The following is an 18,620-nucleotide window of genomic DNA, read 5'->3' as shown; positions in this document are numbered from 1 at the left end:
AGAGAAGGGTGAAGCGTATCCTATTGGCCGCCGCCGTCGCGGCGTCGGCGGGGAGCGGAGGCATGGCGCAGGAAAAGCCCGGTTTCCGCGACACGCCGATGCTGCCCGATGGCAAGTGGCGCGTGCATGACGCCGATCGGCCGCATCCGGCGGTGGTCACGCCGGGCGCGGAGCCGGGCGCGCCGCCGTCCGACGCGGTGGTGCTCTCGCCCGATGCGTGGACGCCGACCGGCAAGCCCTGGATCGTCAAGGACGGCGTGATGACCGTGCCGCCGCGCGCCGACGGCGAAGGCGAGAATGCGCTGGTCAGCAAGCGCAGCTTCGGCGACGTCCAGCTCCACCTCGAATTCCGCTCGCCCAATCCGCCGGAAAAAAGCTCCCAGGATCGCGGCAACAGCGGTATCTGGTTCATGCAGCGCTACGAGCTCCAGATTCTCGATGGTTATGAGAACCCGACCTATGCCGACGGCACCGTCGGCGCGATCTATGCGTGGAAGCCGCCATTGGTGAACCCCTCGCGCCCGCCCGGCGAATGGCAGAGCTACGACATCATATTCGAACGCCCGCGTTTCGCCCCTGATGGCAAATTGCTGCGTCCTGCCTATGCGACGGCGTTTTTGAACGGCGTGCTGGTGCAGAACCGCCAGCCGTGGCTGGGCAGCACGGTCTGGCGCAAGGTCGCCACATATGAAGCGCATGGCGACGCCGCGCCGATCCAGCTGCAGGATCACGATTCGGCGGTATCTTTCCGCAACATCTGGGTGCGCCCCCTGCCCGAAGCGGCGCTCAGCCATGACGCGACAGGAGGCGTCCAGTGATAGACCGTAGAACCGCCCTTGCGGGCATCGTCACCATGTTCGGCGCCACGCTATTCGCGCCGATCGCGCGCGCCGCGTCGGCCCAGGCCACGCCGATCAACGACGGGCCGCCAAGCGTCGGCGTCTTCACCGCCGAGCAGCGCGCATTGGTCACCGCACTCAGCGATCGGGTGATCCCGACCACCGACACGCCGGGCGCGGTCGCGGCTGGCGTTCCCTATTTCATGGAAAAGCTGCTCGCCGACTGGGCGCTGCCCGAGGACAAGGCGCCGATCCTTGCCGGCCTGGAAGCGATCGAGGCGCGAAGCCAGAAGGATTATGGAGCAGCCGCCGCAGCCGCCACGCCCGAGCAGCAGGACACCCTGCTGACGCTGGCGATGAACGACCAGCTTCCCGGCGGCGCGGACTTCTTCGACAAGTTCCGCCAGCTCGTCATCACCGGCTATTACACGTCGGAGATCGGCATCACGCAGGAGCGCGAATATCTGCCCGTGCCGGGCCAGTATGACGGCGCCTTCCTCTATTCCAACGTCAACAAGGTCTATTCGTCATGATGGTGAACCGGCGGCAATGGATGGCGGGAGGCGCGGCCTTGGCGACGACGCTGGCGGCGGGCCCGCTGATGGCAAGGCCCAGATTGGGGCCGATCGGCCTCCAGCTCTACACGGTTCGCGCGATATTCGAGCCCGATCCGATGGGCACGCTCGAGAAGGTGGCGGCGATCGGCTATCGCGAGGTCGAATATGGCGGTGGCGGTTATGACAAGATGGACCATGCCGCATTGCGCAAGGCCATGGACCGGCTGGGGCTGGTCTCGCCATCGATCCACCTGGGCTACGAAGCGCTCGCCGCCGATTTCGACGGGTCGGTGAAGATGGCGAAGACGCTCGGCGCCGATACCGTCATCGTGCCCTATATGGGCGAGACGCATCGCACCGCGGAGGCCTGGAAGAAGGCGGTCGCCGATTTCAACCGCTATGCCGAGCGGCTGAAGAAGGCGGGGCTCGACTTCGCCTATCACAATCATGATTTCGAGTTCACCGTGAAGCCCGGCGGGACCAGCCTGTTCGACACGCTGGTGGCCGATGGCGATCCGGCCCTCATAAAGATCGAGCTCGACCTGTTCTGGGCGATCGCCGCGGGCGAGGACCCCAAGGCGATCATCAAGCGCCTGCCGGGGCGCATCTACGCCTATCATGTCAAGGATCGCACCGCCGACGGCAAGATGACCAGCGTCGGCAAGGGCGTGGTCGATTTCGCCGACATCTTCACGCTCAACCAGACGGCGGGCGTGAAGCATTTCTATGTCGAGAACGACCAGTCCCCGGCGCCCTATCTGCCGGATATCACCACCAGTTTCACCACGCTCAGCCGTCTCGGCGCGTAGCAGGCATTCGAGGATCAAGATTCCATGGCAGCGACGGATCAATTCGACGCAATCGTCATCGGCTCCGGCGTAAGCGGCGGCTGGGCGGCGAAGGAGCTCACCGAAAAGGGACTGCGCGTCCTGATGCTCGACCGCGGCGTGATGGTCGAGCATGGCGAGGATTATACGTATGACGGCAAGGCGCCGTTCGAGATCCCCGCGCGCGACATGATGCCCAAGGGGCTGGTCGAAAGCGATTATTTCATCGCCAAGCACGGCTATATCTCGCCCGGCAACCAGAAATTCTACAACAATGACCGGCTCAATCCCTACGCCTATGACGAAGGCGAGAAATTCTACTGGATCCGCCCCGGCGCGGTCGGCGGCAAGTCGCTGATCTGGGGGCGCTGGTCGTTCCGCTGGAGCCCCGAGGATTTCGAGGCGAACAAGCGCGAGAATGTCGGGATCGATTGGCCGATCCGCTATGACGACCTCGCGCCGTGGTACAGCTATGTCGAGAAATATGCCGGCGTATCGGGCAGCCGCGAGAACCTGCCGCAGCTGCCCGACAGCGAATTCCAGCCGCCGATGCCGATGAACATCGCGGAGAAGTGGGTGAAGGAAAGGCTCGAGGCGACTTCGCCCGGCCGCAAGCTGATCCACACGCGCCTCTCCAACATGACCGAGGACAAGCCCGAACAGGGGCGGTCGAAATGCCAGTTCCGCTCGCAGTGCGGCCGCGGCTGCTCGTTCGGCGCCTATTTCTCGACCCAGGCGGTGACGCTGCCCGCGGCGCGCGCGACCGGACGGCTGACGCTCCGGTCGGACGCGGTGGTCAGCAACCTCGAATATGATCCCAAGAGCAAGCGGGTCACCGGCGTCCGTGTTGTCGACACCAAGACCAATCAGGCGGAGGTCATCCCGGCGCGGCTGGTGTTCCTCTGCGCCTCCGCCATGGCATCGACGCAGATCCTGATGAATTCACGCTCCGACGGCAGCGGCCGCAGCCATTTCAATACGAGCGGCACGCTCGGCCGCTATGTGATGGACCATATCTTCCGCGTCGGCGTCTCGGGCGAAATCCCCGGCATGACCGAGTATATCGAATATGGCCGGCGTCCCGGCGGCGTCTACATCCCGCGCTTCCGCAATGTCGGGGGCGAGGAGGGCGTCGGCTTCAGGCGAGGCTACGGCTATCAGGGCAGCGCGCGCCGCGATCCGGCTCCGCCGCAAGGCTTCGGCGCCGCGATGAAGCAGGGGATGCGGCAATATGGGCCGTGGAAGTTCGGCATGGGCGCGTTCGGCGAATGCCTTCCTTACGAGGATAACCACGTCTCGCTCCACCCCGACAAGGTCGACCGGTTCGGCATTCCGCTGATGCGTTTCGACGTCACCTTCCGCGACAACGAGATCCGCATGATGGACGACGCGCTGGTCGAGGGCGAGAAGATGCTCAAGGCCGCCGGCCTCACCAATGTGACGAGCGGGCGCAGCGAGCATGTGCCCGGCGATGCGATCCACGAGATGGGCGGCGCGCGCATGGGCGCCGATCCGCGCCAGTCGGTGCTCAACAAATGGAGCCAGGCGCATGACGCGCCCAATCTGTTCGTCACCGATGGCGCGCAGATGGCTTCGGTTTCATGCGTGAACCCGTCGCTGACCTTCATGGCCCTCACCGCCCGCGCTGCCGATCATGCGGTCAAGCAACTGAAGGCGGGCACGATCTAGCTATGCGTGCCACCGCCTTGTCGTGGGTCGCCGCGCTGCTGGCGGCGAGCGCGTGCCAGGCGCAAACGCCGCGAGACGAATCGGGACCGCTCGCTTTCCGCGACGTGACCGACACCCATGTGCCGCGCGCGCCCGACCTGCATGCGCTCGATATCGCACTGGCCGATTTCGACGGCGACGGTGATCTGGATGCCGCGCTCGCGGTAGAGGGAGACGTCAACCGGCTGTACCTGAACGACGGGCAGGGACGGTTCGCGTGGCGCGAGGGCGCGTTCGGAGAGCGCCCGCACGACACCGAGCATGTCCGCGCGGCGGACTTCGATCGTGACGGCCATATGGACGTGGTGTTCGTCGCCGAGGACGATCAGGTGCACCAGCTGTTCCTCGGCCGGGGCGACGGGCGCTTCGTCGACGCCAGCGACCGGCTGCCGGCGAAGAGCGAGGGCAACGGGCTGGCGGTGGGGGACGTGAACGGCGACGACCTGCCGGATATCGTCGTCGGCAATACCGGCATGCAGGGCGAAAAGGATGCGCAGGGCGGCCTCAATTTCCTGTGGCTGAACGAGCCCGGCCGCCCAGGGTGGTTCCGCGACGCCACCGCTTCGCATTTGCCCCCGATCGCCAACAAGGCGCAGGGTGTGGCGCTGGCCGATCTCGACGGCGACGGCGATCTGGATATGGTGGTCGCCACCGAGGCGCCGCCCACCCGGTTGCTGATCAACGACGGCAGGGGCCGTTTCGCCGAAGCGTCGGACAGGCTCCAACAGGTCACGCCGCTGGAAACGCGTGAGGTCCACGTCTTCGACGCCAATGGCGACAAGCGCCCCGACATCCTGCTGCTCAATCTGACGAGCAATGCCGGAGAGTGGGAGAAGGACCCGCAGGCGCGGCTGCTGATCCAGGACGGATCGGGCCGCTTCGCCGACGAGACCGCCGAGCGGCTGCCCGCCAACCGTTTTTCCAGCTGGGGCGGCACGATCATGGATTTGGGTGGCGATGGTCATCCCGACATGATCGTCGGCGCCATCGCGGTCCCCGGCTTCGAACCGCTCCAGGTCCGCGCCTATGCCAATGACGGCAAGGGCAAGTTCCGCGATGCCACGGCGGCGACGATCCCCGATGCAACCGTGGGCCGAAGCTGGAGCATGGCGGTGGGCGACGTGAACGGGGACGGCCGCGACGATCTGTTCATCGGCGGCTGGGGCACGCAGGCGCGGCTGCTGCTGGGACGGTGAACGCGGCCAAATAGCCGGACGGCCCGATGCGGCAAGCCGCGCTGCCATTTGGCGCGATCCAGCCTTGCCGGACCGGCGCACGGCGCGATTGGAGCGGGTGAAGGGAATCGTGTGTTACCATACCTGGCCGAAGGCAAGAGTATAGTGGCCTTATTGAGAGGCCTACAGTACTCGAGTGGAAAAGGGCATACCGCAGAATTGGACGGGGATATTCGATGGTCGTCGGAGCGGCACCTCTGAGGAAGGTCGATCGCGTGCGCCTGGATCGGTATTTCCATATTGGCCATGTCCAGTCGGCGGATGATCGCAATTAGAAGGTGAGCAAGTGGCCGTCTTCAGAGGCTAAAAGGTCTTTGAGCATTGCATCCCAGCCCTCGACACCTGCTGCCGTGAACCGCGAAGCAAGTTGCTCATCATATCGTGCATGGATTTCAAAGTGTTGGCCGAATAAGGCGTCGCAATGGGCGCAGCCGTTGCTCACATATGAACGAGCCAGCGTCCCGCTGTATCGCGACTTAAGCGCTCCAATATCTATCCTGCTCCGCAGGCTTGCCTCGATCGGCCGTATGAGCTGAGGGTAGGCGGTAAAGTCCGATACAGCGCACACAGCGCTAGTGTCGTTGCGGGATAGCTCGATCGATGAGACGATGCTCGTCTCGGCCCCGCAGGACCAGCAGACTACCGGCGCCGTTCGAACGAGGATGAGTACGTCTTCCATTCGGACCGGAATAAGCGTTGCGCATTTGCTCGCCAACCAATCAGATTATGGGGCTACAGGAATGGCTTCCTCTGGAGCCCATCGGGAGACTCCCGCAGGATCAAGCTCCCCCAATGGGAAAAACATATCCAGCGTCTCGGCGTCAATCTCCGGAACTAAGATCTTCTCGAAATCGAATATTTCCCGTCCGTTCAAAAAAAGCTTGCCGGATTCTGCGTTTGGCCAGCGCACCGCGATCTCGAGAGTCTTCAAATAAGGGTAGATTTTGAAGAGCTGCGGTGTGCCGCCTATCGGGCATTTCAGCGCCGCCTTCCAGGCTGTAAATTCTGAGTCGAGCAGCATCGTCGCCAAAGCAGAAAACGGCTCCATGTCGAATACAGTGCTCGAATCGTAGTCGATAAGCTTGCCAAGCGTGTCGTAGTAGCGGTTACTGATATCGCCGATGAGCGCGAATTGACCCGCTTTCTTGAGGCTATGGCTTTTCGAATTTGGAAATCGCGAAGATGCGGCAACGTACTTCTTTGGCCCCCCATCGTAGACGATTTTATTCACAATCGGACGCTGAACTTCCAGGGATGACTGCGATGATGAAGGAGGTTTCCAGCAATTCTGACCGAAGATCTACAGGGTCAATATACGATTCGAGGAATTTGTTGGCCAAGTCAGCGAGCCGCCTTGGCAGCTGCGTGCCATCGAGCGCGCGATCCAAATTTTTCTTGTAGTGACTAACATATGAAATGAATTGGTTGATGATCGGGTACGCGATCAACGTGCTTCCACAGAAGCCTACCGCAGCATCTTCGCGCGGGAGCGGGAAAATCTTTGGCAAACATCTATGTTGCCTCCCCCGCTGAGCCGGCTATCAGAACACAATACGATCTCTGAGTACCTCCCCAGTTTGCGTTCCCAAGCTACTGTAATCGTCATTACAAGACTGACTTTCATAGATTTGCAAGATGGCAGTCAGAACAATCGCATCCCGATGTCAGGCGCCCATCGCCGAAATGCGCTGAGGCCGCACTAGCGTTCGCTACCGCCTTGCGAAGCCAGTTGATCGACATGACGTCCAGAGCAGATGCCTCGGTCGCGAAGCCAAAGCCTGAAGCCCAACTCAAAGACGCACCGCAGCTGTATCAGGCGCTTCGTGCGCCCAGTATTCAATCGCGCCGAGATTCTCCATGTTCTGAGCGACATCCTGGGCTTGCGCGAGGGTCGGCGTCGCCGTAGATGAGGTAGATCGCGCGTTGGTAGCCGAACTCGTTGACGAAGAATGACAGCGTTTCGAGATCCTTCGCGATGCCGGCCTTGCCGGCGTGTTCGCACTTGACTTCAATCACCGCGAAGTTGCCCGCCATATAGCCGGGTCGATGTACAAGGAGATCGGGCTTAGGAAACCGATCGCGCAATTCAATCATTTTTGGGTGCCGAGCCTTATCAACCTCGCCATTCAGATAGAATGGCGTTTGCGCAGGCCAGCGCATGCGCATCTGATGATAGAGCTCGTAACAATAGACACGTTCACGATAGACCGGATCGCCACCGTCGAGGTTCAGATAGAAGTAGTCGGGAGCCACACCCGCGGTCGCCTGCTTCACGATAAACGTAAGTTCTTCCATGCTCGCGTCTGTAGCATGATGCGGTGGGCCGGTCGCGCCTTGACATCGGTGCCGGTAAGCATATCTTACCACTCGTAAGATGTGGAGACTCGCCATGGACGCCAATTTTGTCAAAGCCAAGCTGATCGAGGTGTTGCAAACCGTGCAGTCGCTAAGCGGTGAGGACTGTCCGGCGATCGATGGTGGCACGAAGCCTGCCGAGGCTCTGCCGAAATTTACCAGCAAAGTGTGGCCGGTCGCGGCCGGCATGCTAGGCATTGCGCTCGGCAAATCGATCCCTTGCGAAGCCAATATCTTCGTCGATGATGACACTAAGGTGCCACTCGCGATCAACCAGACCGTGGCGCTCGTCCTGAAGATTTTGGAAGAGCAAGAAGCTCAGGAAACCGAGGAGGTCTGCGCGGAATGAACGACGCTCCTTCTGACGAGACGGCGACGATTCCTGTACGCCTTCGCGCTGCGCGCGAGGCGGCTGGCCTCTCACAAGGGCAGGTCGCGAAGCTGATGAATATGCACCGCCCGACCATTTCGGAAATGGAAGCCGGCAACCGCCGGATCACTGCTGACGAACTCGCAAAACTTGCCGACCTTTATGACACCAAATTGTCGTGGCTGTTGGGTGACGCGCCCGAACGTGCCGCGACGGACGATCCCAAGCTGCAGCTGGCTGCCCGCGAGCTCAGCAAGCTCAAGCCCGATGACCTCGACCGCCTCCTGAAGCTCATCGCCGCAATGAAGTCCGACGATGACGAGAAGGGAGCCAACCCATGAAAGCGCTTGCCAAGACGATGATGCACAACCGCCGCGCCTTGGCAGACAAGGCCATGAAGGCAGCGATCACCGCGCGGCTGAAAGCCGGCAAGGATTTGGTCAGCCCGGTCTGCATCTATTCGATTGCAGAGGCGCACGGGGTTCGCGTGACTTTCAACGACATCAATATGGAGGGGATGTACCAGCGCGGCTCACCCCCGCGCATCCATCTCTCCAGCAAGCGCCCGCTTCCCCGCCGTGCCTATAATTGCGCACATGAGCTTGGCCACCACCTGCTCGGGCACGGTTCGTCGATCGATGAGCTGCGCGAGAACCAGCTGGTGCGGCCGTGGGACGTACCTGAGGAATATAGCGCCGACACGTTCGCCGCCTATGCGCTGGTGCCAACCTTGGGCCTGCGCAACGCCTTCGCCATTCGTGGCCTCAAGCCGGAGGCAGCGACCCCGATCGAAATCTACCGGATCGCTTGCCAGTTCGGGATTGGATACTCCACGCTGGTCACGCACCTTCTCTGGGGCGAGGCGATGATCAGCCGCGCGCGCGCTGATGCGCTGCGCAAGTTCACGCCGCGCACGCTGCGGGCTCATATTCTGGGATCGCTGACGCCCAACCCGCTCATCGTCGCCGATGAGGCTTGGGGTGGTTATGCGATCGACGCTGAGGTCGGCCATCTGCTGCTTCTCCCATCCGGCACGGTCGCGCACGGCGATGCCATCATTCCGGTTGCCGATCTTGCCGCCGGGCGGTTGTTCGAAGCGAAGCGTCCGGGCCTGGTCCGCATTGACCGCCCGGGAACCGAGTGGGCCGCCTTCGGGCGTGTTGCGCGTACCGCCTATGTCGGGCGCGCCGAGTTCCGCCATTTGGAGGATGATGTCGATGACTAAGACGAGCTCGAAAGCCAGCGTTCCGTTGCTCATCGAAGGTCGCAATATCTCGGCCGCCTATTGCGGATTGCTGCTACACATAGCTGATAATCCCGGCGTAGAAGTGTCGCCACTTGTGCTTACTGTTGATGGATTTACGGCCGATTATTCCATCCCTGAGGATACGGCGGTGCGCAGCACGCTTGATGCCTTACTTGCCAAAAAGGGAAAGACGAGCGTCGAAGATGTCGCGTTCACGATCTTTCCCGAACAGCTATGGATTATGTCCCAGGGTGATCGAGCTAAGCTCTTCCAATTCTACCGCTGGTCCTTCCCATTTTATCGCGCAAGGCACAAAGCCAACAGCCGCGGCCTCTACTTTGAGCGATTAACGATGTTTGGCAGTGGCCCGTGCGACGGCAATCAGCTGGAGTGGATCCTGAGCGAATGGAACAAGCGGGACGGCGTAAGAGATTCCATGGCGCAAGCAACGACTTTCGATCCGGCGCGAGATCATACCGCAAGTGCGCAGCTCAAGTTTCCATGCTTGCAGCACGTTAGTTTCGTGCCGACGACAACCGGCTTGGTCGTTAACGCTTTTTACGCAACGCAACAAATCTTCGACAAGGCATATGGCAATTATCTGGGGCTCGCTCAGCTCGGTGCCTTCATGGCGCATGAAATGAAGATGCCGCTGGCTCGGCTGAACGTGAATGTTGGAGTCGCAAAGCTCGAGCGGATCGGCAAGACCGATAGCGCTATGACTCCACTTATGAACGCTGCCCGCGCATGCGTCGCGCCGCCTCCATCGGCCGGCCTAGTGTCGACGCCCACGTCACTGCCTGCTGCCTGACGCATAATGGTCAAGACGAGTATTCCGAGCGGGCGCAAACGCGGCCGCCCTACCAAGATTCCCGCCGCGACGCCGCGGACCCTTGAGTTCGATTACCCCGCTGCCTCCGCGCCCGTTGCGCCTATGATCGTGTCCAACCATCTCGCGCCGGCCAAGACGACTGACGTCTATGACAGCTACTGGCGCTTCGCCGCCGAACGGCAGCGCGTGTTTTATCGCCGTGCTCTGGGCTGCCCTTGGCCGTGGACCGATAATCCGGTGATGGCCGTCTATAAATTCACCAACGCGTACAGGGCATCGGACCGCGTCAGCCAATATTTGATCCGCAAGGTTATCTACCGGGACGACCTGCCGAACTCGGTCGATGAAGTTGTCTTTCGCATTCTGCTGTTCAAGCTGTTCAACAAGATAGAGACTTGGGAGCGGCTCGAGCGGGCGCTCGGCCCGATCAGCTTCGCAGACTATCGTTTCGACAGATACGATAAGATCCTGACCAAGGCGATGACCGAGGGCCACAGGGTTTATTCGGCCGCCTATATCATGCCACCGGGCAGCTCGGCCTTCGGGTGCAAGGCCAAGCACCAAAATCATCTCAAGCTCCTTGAGATGATGATGGCACAAGCGCTGCCAAAGAAGCTCGCATCGACCCGCACCATGCAAAAGGGTTTCGAGTTGCTGCGCGAATATCCGACTATCGGGGATTTTCTCGCCTATCAGTTCGTAACCGACGTCAACTACAGCGAGGTAACCGACTTTTCGGAAATGGAGTTCGTGATCCCGGGGCCTGGCGCCCGCGATGGCCTGCGTAAATGTTTCGCCGATACCGGCGGTCTGAGCGACGCTGAACTGATACGGTTGATGGCCGACCGGCAGGAGCAAGAATGCGCGCGGCTGAGCGTGGATTTCCCTTCGCTCTGGGGGCGGCCATTGCAGCTCATCGACTGCCAGAATTTGTTCTGCGAGATCGATAAGTACGCCCGGGTAGCCCACCCCGAAGCTGCAGGCCTGACTGGCCGCACGCGCATCAAGCAGAAGTTTTCGGCACAAGTGCAGCCCATCCAATTTTGGTATCCTCCTAAATGGGGGATCAACGATCGTGTAGCTGCTGGAGCGGTGCCGAACGAAGCCCTCGGGACGTCTCGCCCTGGCGCCCCACCTGCACGAGACGAAAGCGCCTAGGCTGGGGAGCACGTCGATGGAAATCAAGACATATCACGAACAGGCGCGACCTACCGATCAGGTGCCAAAAATGAGTGACGGCGAGGCTGCCGCCCTGATCGTACCGATGCTCGGGCGATCCACCATCGCGGCGCCTCCTAATCGGCCAGACCAATCACGCTCGCAATCGCCATGTTGGCTTCATGGCTAGTGCTGACGAGCCATGAACTTATCCCGAGTAGTTTAGCACGGCGCCGCGCCTCGCCGTGCAGGACAATGCTGGGCGCGCCTGACGCCAACGTGATGGTTTCGATATCGAGAAAACCTATGCCTTCTCCAAAGCCTGTGCCGAGGGCCTTCATTACCGCTTCCTTTGTAGCGAAGCGGCCGGAGAGCCGGTGGGAGCGATCAACGCCGTTGCCGGCGCTGGCTTGCTCGTTTGCCGTGAAGCACCGCGTCAGGAACTGGTCGGCGGGATCAGCGAGCAGACGAGCCGTCGAGGAAACGTCAACTAGGTCTATTCCGTGTGCAATCATCAAAGATTTCACTCCGTGGTTTTATGATCATCGATGCAAAAGGTTCGACGATAAAACTGTGAAAAAAGTGCGATCCGATCCGAAACGGTTTGAATTTCCTCAATCTCTTTTCAATTCTTGTCCGATATCTTAGCTAGAACAGATATGTGGATTGATGTTTAAAGGATTTGCTTCGTTGGAACCACGTGACGATGAGTGCGAGCCCATGTTGGTCGCCGACTATGATCGATTTGTAGTCGACAGCGACCAGTCGGTCGATAAGCCAGAAGACCAGCGCGTTGAAATCGCCATCTATGGGCTTGGTGCCGAAATCGGTTCGGTCGTCGCGGCGGTAAAAAAGAGGCTGCTTGGGGAAGGGGGCGCGGAGAACTGGAACGCCCCTAACGACGAGATCGTCGAAGAACTTGGCGATGTTATGTGGTATTGCTTCTCGCTCGCCAGACACGCCAATCTCGCAAAACCCATAAATATCTTCGCTCACGACATCGCGAAGCTTCGCCAAGAGATAGGCGCTGAGGACGAGCGCGCGCGTCGCATCCAGGGCGCCCTAGATCGTTCAAAGCGCGACGCCTTCTTGGCGGCCGCGGAATCTTTCCCGAAAAAGACCAAGATCATGACGTTCGAGGACTATCAAAATCTGGCGTTTCTGACCGCGAGGACCAAGGATAAAACACTTGTAGAGGTGTGCCTCGCAGTACTCTGGCAGTTGAGCGCCGAGCTTTTCCGGCAGAAGCTACCGGACTTAGAACTCGAACTCAATCGAGCCGTAGCCGACCGGCCGGTAAATGACATCCTCGGGGAAATCGCTTGGCACGTTTCCGCACTTGCCAGCACCTACGGTCTGACCATGAGCCAGATCGCGCGTCGAAATATGGTGAAGGTTGCTTATCGCCAAAACCGGGATCATCCGACACCCCTCCACGACGAGATTTACAAGCCTGCGGAGCAATTTCCGCGGCAGATGGAAGTGTCGTTCGTCACGGTCGGCAGGGGCCGGTCGCGCATGTACTATCAAGGCCGGCAACTCGGCGATGAGCTAACTGACAATGCCCATGACGATGACGGCTATCGGTTTCACGACGTTATGCACCTCGCAAATCTCGCCAAGCTTGGCTGGTCGCCGGTGGTACGCGGGCTACTAGGCCGCAAGCGCAAGTCTGATCACGTTGTCGACCAAGTGGAGGATGGTGCTCGCGCCAAGATCGTCGAGGAAGCAGTAATAAAGGCAATCCATTCTGAGGGCGATCGGCTCGCACGGCTGCGCGGCCCTCAGCCAGTGCAGAAGCCGGTGCGATTATTCCTCGGACCGCGGGATATCACCTTCCGGTTTTTAAAGTTTGTGCAAAGTCTCGTCAGCGGACTCGAAGTCGAAGCCAATCGTTACTGGGAGTGGGAAGAAGCGATTATCGAGGGTCACGAGATCTTCTACCGGTTACGCTGCGAAGGTCAGGGGACGGTCAACATCGACCTCGAAAAACGAACGATCGCTTTTCGGCCGGAGGTTTCTGTCGATCTTGCCGGTCGCGTAGCTGGCATTGGATCTGCGACGGCGCGGATCGAGGACAAGGATCAGGCCGCGGCACGGGAACTTTCGCAGAAAATTGCAGTCCTTGACGCGCTTGACCTCTCGCCGTCTGAGGAAGCACTCGACGAGTTTGTGCTGACGGAACTTGGGGGCGGCCGAATCTGTGTCAAAGCAGCTGGGACTGTCCGTCAAGCAATGTGGGCTAAAGAAATTGTCGCATTCAAAACCACTATCGTTCCCGTTGGGGCGATGGAATTGCATGCTACCGCTCTGGTGCTGTCGGACGGCTGACGGTTATTCTAGCGCTGTTCCGAGCGCAATATGAATGATTGCTCTTCGATTCTCGGCGCCAATCGAGTTGGTGTCAGCTTCATGAATTGGCTGCCTATAAGCTGTCAGTCGGCAGACGGCACAATCTGCCAAGCAGCTCAGTGTCCTAAACGTATACTAGACTGGCGAAATTGCCCAGTCGCGAGTCCAGACAGTCCCCGCGATGCAGGTTGCGAGAGTTCAACGAGCGCGTTGGAGCATCGCACCTGTCGAGGGAACGCTAGCGTTTGGATCAAAATCAAGCATCCGTAAGAATGCCACAAGCTCGCGAACCTCCTGATCGGTGAGTTGAGCTGGCAGTGTTTCGCGCGCCGCCACGCCAAGCCTCTGGTAAAGATCGGCGCGAGCACGCGCGCTCATCTTCTTGGTATCTACCAATCGCAATGGGTCAAAATGCGAGACAATCGCATCTTCAATCCGGACAATGGAACCCGAATGCGAATAGGGCGAGGTCTTGGTAACATTGTACAGCGGCGGCGTGCGGAACAGAAACCGATCATCCGGATTCAGCGTGACATTGAAACGCCCCTCATCAGTTCCAAAGCCGTTTTTGCCGAAACCGACTTGTGGGAAAGCCACCGCGTGGGATTCGAAGTCGCTGAAATACGGCCCGTTGTGACAGGCCGCGCACCGGCCACGGCCATAGAATAAGATACCACCATTCAATTCCGTTCGGCTGATCGGTCCGCGATCGAAGACGAAACGGTGCAGTCGCGTAGGTTGAATTCGAAACCTATGACGGATGAACTGGGCGAGCGCGTCGCTTATTTGTGCAAACTCCATCGCATCGCGACGAACACCGTAGGTGCGCGCAAGCTGCTGGCCTATGGTCGCGTCCGCACCGAACCGGCGCGCAATCGTTTGGTGGATCTGTGCTGCTATATCTACGCTTTCGTCTACCAGTCCGTCACGTACCTGCGGATTGTCGGCGATCATTTCGCGGACTTCGACCGAAGGAAGATGCACGGCGACGATCATAGGATCGTTTGAAGGGGCACGATCGCCAAACTGGCTGATCACCCTGCCGTCGACCAGGCGGACACGGCTGTCCCAAAAGAAGGTGTCGAACCCCTTGCTACCTCGACCCCAAAACGGGAGCACATTGCGCGGAAGGATGCCGCCGCCACTGCGCATGCGCGCAACACCATGGCCGGTGCCGCCCACGCCGATTGCATTCGGCAGGCCGTCGGCCGAGCCGAATTGGTCGAGATGACAATCCTGGCAGCTGATCTTGCCGTTGAGGCTCATCAATGGGGAAGCAAAGATGAGACCGCCGACCGCTTGACGCGCAGGATCACCGGGAATTTCGAGACTTTCGGCCGGGACGAAGCCATTTTTGAGCGCGGCTTCGCGTAGCACCGCGAGTCGCATGCCATCCCCCGCCAGATCGTGATCCGACATCTCGATCGGCGTGCTGCGTAGCTGTTCGTCAGATCTCCTCGTCGGATCGCAGGCCGACACCGTGACCGATACGAGCAAGAGCGCACCGCTTACCGGCAACAGAAACCTAGAAGCGGATTTCATGTGTCGCCACTACCTCGTCCAGATCATCGGCACGCGCTTCGATCGCTTTTAGGCGCATCTGCGCGAGTTCGTTTTCAGAGAGTCCCCATTGCAACAGGCGCTTCTGATAGAGATCGTAGTCCTGACATACGATCAAGCCAACCTCGCCAGCGTAGAGCGCCATGCCAGTTTCGCGCGACGGCGCATTGGCGGCCTGCAATTTGGCTTGCAGGTGGTCGCGCATCGCGCTGTCGCATTGCTCGACGAGCAGGCCGTAGCGCTGCTGATGCCAAGTCATTAGACCGTCACGCCATAGCGGAAGCGCAAGCCAGCCGATCGCGATTCCCGCGATCAGCACGGCGCCATGGCTCAGCCATTTATTGCGCAGCAATTTTGAACGCATCGAGAACTTCAGGGGTGATCGTCCCCGTTACCTTCAAGCTAAAGTCGGTCTGGAAGCGGACCAGGGCCGCGCGCGTATCCTTGCCAACAACACCGTCGATCGCGCCATGATAATATCCATAGCTTTGCAACCCGAGTTGCACCCGTCGCACCACCGAACTGATCGCATCGTTGCTCGGCGAGGAGAAAAGTCGGCTCGGAGCGATCGCAGGTGATGAGGGCAGGACCGAACTTGGTGGCGTACTGCGGGTGTTGCGGGAGCTTGGGCGCGGCGATGGCGTTGGTGTCGCCTTTGGCATCTTGCGCGCAGGCGGTGTGTAGACGGGAGCCCGAACCCTGCCGCTGGAACCGGATCGATGGCTGCTGTGCGAGGCATGGCTTGAGTGCGAACGGTGCTGCGCCAGCAGGAAACGATGATCTTGCGCGAAGCGTTGGACAAAAGCGTCGCCCTCCGGATCGTCGGATCCTTTGCCATTGATGCCGTCGCTTGTCGCCGCATGCAGCGGCGGCACCGGTGCGATGCCTGCCATCAACAGGCTCGACACTAGGAAACGTCGCGCTTTCACAAGCTGACTCATAGCGGCTCTACCTCATCGAGCAGATGTGCGGGGTGCCATTCGAAGAAGCCGCTGCAGTCCGATCGTGCCCGGCATGACGCGCATCCAGCCGCAAAGCGCTGCTTCCAGTCGGAGATCGACGCGACCGCATGATGGCGAAAAGCCGAAGGGACATGACATAGCGGGAGATTGAACAGCCGCGCAGGCAGACCATGCAGCGTAGCGATATCGAGCGCTTCACCGAGCGGGCCGAACTGCGTACGCAAATCGACGTAAAGCTTGGCCCAGCGGCTGCGCGCGAAGCCAATATTTTCGAGTCCCATGAGTGACCATTGTTCGACGTGCGAAAGCAGGACGACTACATGCCGCGCGAGATATGGCAGCCGGTCGAGCGCGTTGGCGAGCAGGACGGTTCGCAACTCGACACGGGCGCCCGCGAGCAACAAATGATCAAAGCTGTCATGGAGGCGTTCGAACGCACCAGCTTTACCGACAATGCGATCGTGCAGATCGGCATCATCGGCATATAGCGGGATTCCCCACACCACCCGGCGGTAGTGCGGCGCGCGGAGCCGCTCAATATCGCCACGCTCGAAATGCTGACCATTGCTGAGCACATGGAAGCGAAGGTCCGGCCGTTCGCTCAGGACCGTCTCGATCATGCCCAGAAGGGCGTGCTTGAACAGCGTCGGTTCGCCGCCGGTGATGCCGATCACAGCATCCCGTTCGGCGAGCAAACATGCCTCCGTCAGAAGCGCAAAACGATCAGTATGAGTCTTTTTCGGCGGTTGCGAGCACATCGTGCACAGCTGGTCGCAGCGCTCGGTGACGAGCAAAGAATTGTGCCGCGACCCCGCGCGTAACATTCTTTCCGCGCGATCGGCGCCCGGATCAACGAGCACCACGTCGCCGTCGAGCGAAGCTGCGGGGCAATCGAGCTGAATTAGCCCGCGCAATCCACACCAGACGCTCTGTGCTGTTGTCGTCGCAACGCACCAGCTGTCATGGGGATGGTCACTCCGGGCGCGGCGCAACCGTGTGACAAACGGGGCGGGCGCATCGCACTGCGCCGTGAGGGCGAGGGGGATCATCGCTCGAGCCCCAACCGGACACTATCGCCTGCGAGGCCAAGCCAGCATCGCAGCGAATATTGCGTTGCTTCGTCGGGCGAATAGATGAGCCGGAACGCCAGGTCGAACAGATGCATGTGGCGACGACAGAATTCGGTCTCGTGCCGCGGAAGATCGATACGGCCGTAGCGCGCGATATCGTCGACCAGATCGCGCCCGCAATAGGGTTGGTATGCACACGCCTCACAAGCCGGGTCGCCCGCATTGGTAGAGGCCGCGTCGAGGGCCGCGCGCGCCGGTGTATTCCAACCGGAAAAGACATCGCCGATTGAAAGGTCGATGATGCCGGATCGGCTCAACATGCGCGCTTCGTCAGTCGGATAGACGCGGCCATCATGGTCGATGACGACATAGTCGCGGCCCATGGGGTTGGGATTGCGCAGATCGACATGGCGATCCTCGCCGGGACGAAAGATCCGTCGCAGGATGTGGCTGAAATAGCTTTCCTCGAGAATGCGGCCGGCGCGATTCTCCCAGTTGCGCAGGATTAGCGCTTCGATGAAACGAGTGTGATATGCACGCCAATCGTCGTTCTGGGTGCGGGCATGGGGATGGCGTTTGCGGGCAAATCCCTGATAGTTGATCGGGCGCAGATAGATGCTGTTGAAACCACGGCTCGCATAGGTTTCGATCAGCGCATTGATAGTGGGTGGTGACCGCGGATCGATTGTCGGGAGTGCAGAGATTTTGTCGGGGCCGTAGCGCTGCAACAGAAAGTCGAGATTGGCGAGGAAGCGCATGGTGGCGGCCTCGTCGCCCTGACGTTGCTGAACATGGGTGAGGAAGTCGCCATCGAGGGAGGTGCTGATCTGGACATCCGGCCGGTCGAATATCTCGAGCATCGCATCGTCGACAACCTGGAGGTTGGTGCAGATGACATAAGTGATTTCGGTCGTTGCTGGGGCTGCGGCCATGACAGCGCGTATCAGATCAGGTCGGAGGGTCGGCTCGCCGCCTTGAAATTCGATCTTGGCAACGGGAACGTTGAGCGTTGAGACTAGATGATTGACCGCTTCGAGTGTTTCAGCACTCCAATCGTAATTGAGGGCGTGTTCGGCTGCGTGCGAAACCTGACAATAGGCGCAGGCCAGATTGCAGCGTAGCGTCGGTACAAGGATAAGATAATCCAAGCCGGAGACCTGGGTCTGCCGCTGTGCGCGGGTGAACATGCGCGCGTGTCGCGCTAGCGCATTCTTGGCTAGATGACCCTGCGAATGCAGGAAAGCATCATCGTCGGCCGTTCGTCCCGCAGCGAGGCGCATCGAAAACGCTTGGTCGGCGCGAAAGAACGCTCCGGTGGGCGCGACGTGAAGTATCTTCTCGCCAAGAGAGCGGCTGCGAAGATCGAGAACGTCAAACGGATCAGCCATGCGATGAGTCGCGGACAATAGTCGTCGCCGCCAATCTACCCGCACGGATTATGGATTTCGCCACATCCCATCCCCCCTTGCCGGGATAAGTCACGTTCTGGGGTATCTCAAGATCATAGTGCAATTAATCTGCCGATCCGG

The 18,620-nt window shown here is 60.1% G+C and carries 19 protein-coding genes; 11 read left to right on the top strand and 8 right to left on the bottom strand.

Annotation, left to right across the window (positions count from 1 at the left end; translation table 11 throughout):
* Nucleotides 1-8 precede the first annotated feature (8 nt).
* From D1610_RS07175 to D1610_RS07155, 5 genes are read left to right on the top strand one after another with little or no spacing between them, the layout of a single operon-like run.
* Complete coding sequence (locus tag D1610_RS07175) at nt 9-818, top strand: 3-keto-disaccharide hydrolase (protein ID WP_245942025.1); 810 nt, start codon at nt 9-11, stop codon at nt 816-818.
* On the top strand, nt 815-1,372 hold the full coding sequence (locus tag D1610_RS07170; protein WP_118863439.1) for a gluconate 2-dehydrogenase subunit 3 family protein: 558 nt from the start codon (nt 815-817) through the stop codon (nt 1,370-1,372). The genes D1610_RS07175 and D1610_RS07170 overlap by 4 nt, the downstream gene beginning before the upstream one ends.
* A complete protein-coding gene (locus tag D1610_RS07165; protein ID WP_118863438.1) occupies nt 1,369-2,205 on the top strand; it encodes a sugar phosphate isomerase/epimerase family protein in 837 nt (278 codons plus the stop codon). Before D1610_RS07170 ends, D1610_RS07165 begins: the two co-directional genes overlap by 4 nt.
* Nucleotides 2,206-2,229: 24 nt before the next feature.
* A complete protein-coding gene (locus tag D1610_RS07160) occupies nt 2,230-3,912 on the top strand; it encodes a GMC family oxidoreductase (protein ID WP_118863437.1) in 1,683 nt (560 codons plus the stop codon).
* Between the two features lie 2 nt (nt 3,913-3,914).
* Entirely contained in the window at nt 3,915-5,147 is a 1,233-nt protein-coding gene (locus D1610_RS07155; RefSeq protein WP_118863436.1) for an FG-GAP repeat domain-containing protein, read from the top strand.
* Between the two features lie 763 nt (nt 5,148-5,910).
* On the opposite strand, the gene D1610_RS07145 is transcribed toward D1610_RS07155, so the two are convergent.
* Nucleotides 5,911-6,417, bottom strand: coding sequence for a hypothetical protein (locus D1610_RS07145; protein ID WP_118863434.1), 507 nt, complete (start codon nt 6,415-6,417; stop codon nt 5,911-5,913).
* Between the two features lie 605 nt (nt 6,418-7,022).
* On the bottom strand, nt 7,023-7,481 hold the full coding sequence (locus tag D1610_RS16835) for a hypothetical protein (protein WP_147414288.1): 459 nt from the start codon (nt 7,479-7,481) through the stop codon (nt 7,023-7,025).
* Between the two features lie 94 nt (nt 7,482-7,575).
* On the opposite strand from D1610_RS16835, the gene D1610_RS07130 reads away from it, so the two are divergent.
* From D1610_RS07130 to D1610_RS07110, 5 genes are read left to right on the top strand one after another with little or no spacing between them, the layout of a single operon-like run.
* Nucleotides 7,576-7,890, top strand: coding sequence for a hypothetical protein (locus tag D1610_RS07130; protein ID WP_118863748.1), 315 nt, complete (start codon nt 7,576-7,578; stop codon nt 7,888-7,890).
* On the top strand, nt 7,887-8,252 hold the full coding sequence (locus tag D1610_RS07125; protein WP_118863431.1) for a helix-turn-helix domain-containing protein: 366 nt from the start codon (nt 7,887-7,889) through the stop codon (nt 8,250-8,252). Before D1610_RS07130 ends, D1610_RS07125 begins: the two co-directional genes overlap by 4 nt.
* Entirely contained in the window at nt 8,249-9,136 is an 888-nt protein-coding gene (locus tag D1610_RS07120) for an ImmA/IrrE family metallo-endopeptidase (RefSeq protein WP_118863430.1), read from the top strand. Before D1610_RS07125 ends, D1610_RS07120 begins: the two co-directional genes overlap by 4 nt.
* Nucleotides 9,129-9,968: a thymidylate synthase family protein gene (locus D1610_RS07115; RefSeq protein WP_118863747.1), complete on the top strand. Its 840-nt coding sequence runs from the start codon at nt 9,129-9,131 to the stop codon at nt 9,966-9,968. The genes D1610_RS07120 and D1610_RS07115 overlap by 8 nt, the downstream gene beginning before the upstream one ends.
* A gap of 6 nt (nt 9,969-9,974) precedes the next feature.
* Nucleotides 9,975-11,147, top strand: a complete 1,173-nt coding sequence (locus D1610_RS07110; RefSeq protein ID WP_118863429.1) for a nucleotide kinase domain-containing protein — start codon at nt 9,975-9,977, stop codon at nt 11,145-11,147.
* Nucleotides 11,148-11,284: 137 nt separating this feature from the next.
* On the opposite strand, the gene acpS is transcribed toward D1610_RS07110, so the two are convergent.
* Entirely contained in the window at nt 11,285-11,662 is a 378-nt protein-coding gene (gene acpS, locus D1610_RS07105; RefSeq protein WP_245942056.1) for a holo-ACP synthase, read from the bottom strand.
* Nucleotides 11,663-11,867: 205 nt separating this feature from the next.
* Here acpS and D1610_RS07100 point away from each other — a divergent pair, with 205 nt between their 5' ends.
* A complete protein-coding gene (locus D1610_RS07100; RefSeq protein WP_182466732.1) occupies nt 11,868-13,478 on the top strand; it encodes a MazG nucleotide pyrophosphohydrolase domain-containing protein in 1,611 nt (536 codons plus the stop codon).
* A gap of 219 nt (nt 13,479-13,697) precedes the next feature.
* Here D1610_RS07100 and D1610_RS07095 read toward each other — a convergent pair whose 3' ends face one another.
* The 5 genes from D1610_RS07095 to D1610_RS07075 form a co-directional block, all read right to left on the bottom strand.
* Entirely contained in the window at nt 13,698-14,996 is a 1,299-nt protein-coding gene (locus tag D1610_RS07095) for a His-Xaa-Ser system-associated MauG-like protein (protein WP_222926957.1), read from the bottom strand.
* A 28-nt stretch (nt 14,997-15,024) separates the two neighbouring features.
* Entirely contained in the window at nt 15,025-15,423 is a 399-nt protein-coding gene (locus D1610_RS07090) for a TIGR03982 family His-Xaa-Ser system protein (protein ID WP_222926956.1), read from the bottom strand.
* Nucleotides 15,398-15,952: a His-Xaa-Ser repeat protein HxsA gene (gene hxsA / locus D1610_RS07085; protein WP_222926955.1), complete on the bottom strand. Its 555-nt coding sequence runs from the start codon at nt 15,950-15,952 to the stop codon at nt 15,398-15,400. The genes D1610_RS07090 and hxsA overlap by 26 nt, the downstream gene beginning before the upstream one ends.
* 44 nt (nt 15,953-15,996) lie before the next feature.
* Complete coding sequence (gene hxsC / locus D1610_RS07080; protein WP_245942024.1) at nt 15,997-16,935, bottom strand: His-Xaa-Ser system radical SAM maturase HxsC; 939 nt, start codon at nt 16,933-16,935, stop codon at nt 15,997-15,999.
* Nucleotides 16,936-17,066: 131 nt separating this feature from the next.
* Nucleotides 17,067-18,479: a radical SAM protein gene (locus tag D1610_RS07075; protein WP_245942023.1), complete on the bottom strand. Its 1,413-nt coding sequence runs from the start codon at nt 18,477-18,479 to the stop codon at nt 17,067-17,069.
* Nucleotides 18,480-18,620: the final 141 nt, after the last annotated feature.

The organism is Sphingomonas gilva (assembly GCF_003515075.1).
In the GTDB taxonomy this organism is placed as follows: Bacteria; Pseudomonadota; Alphaproteobacteria; order Sphingomonadales; family Sphingomonadaceae; genus Sphingomonas; species Sphingomonas gilva.
The sequence above is the reverse complement of the archived record's forward strand: the minus strand, read 5'-3'. Positions and strand labels throughout refer to the sequence as shown.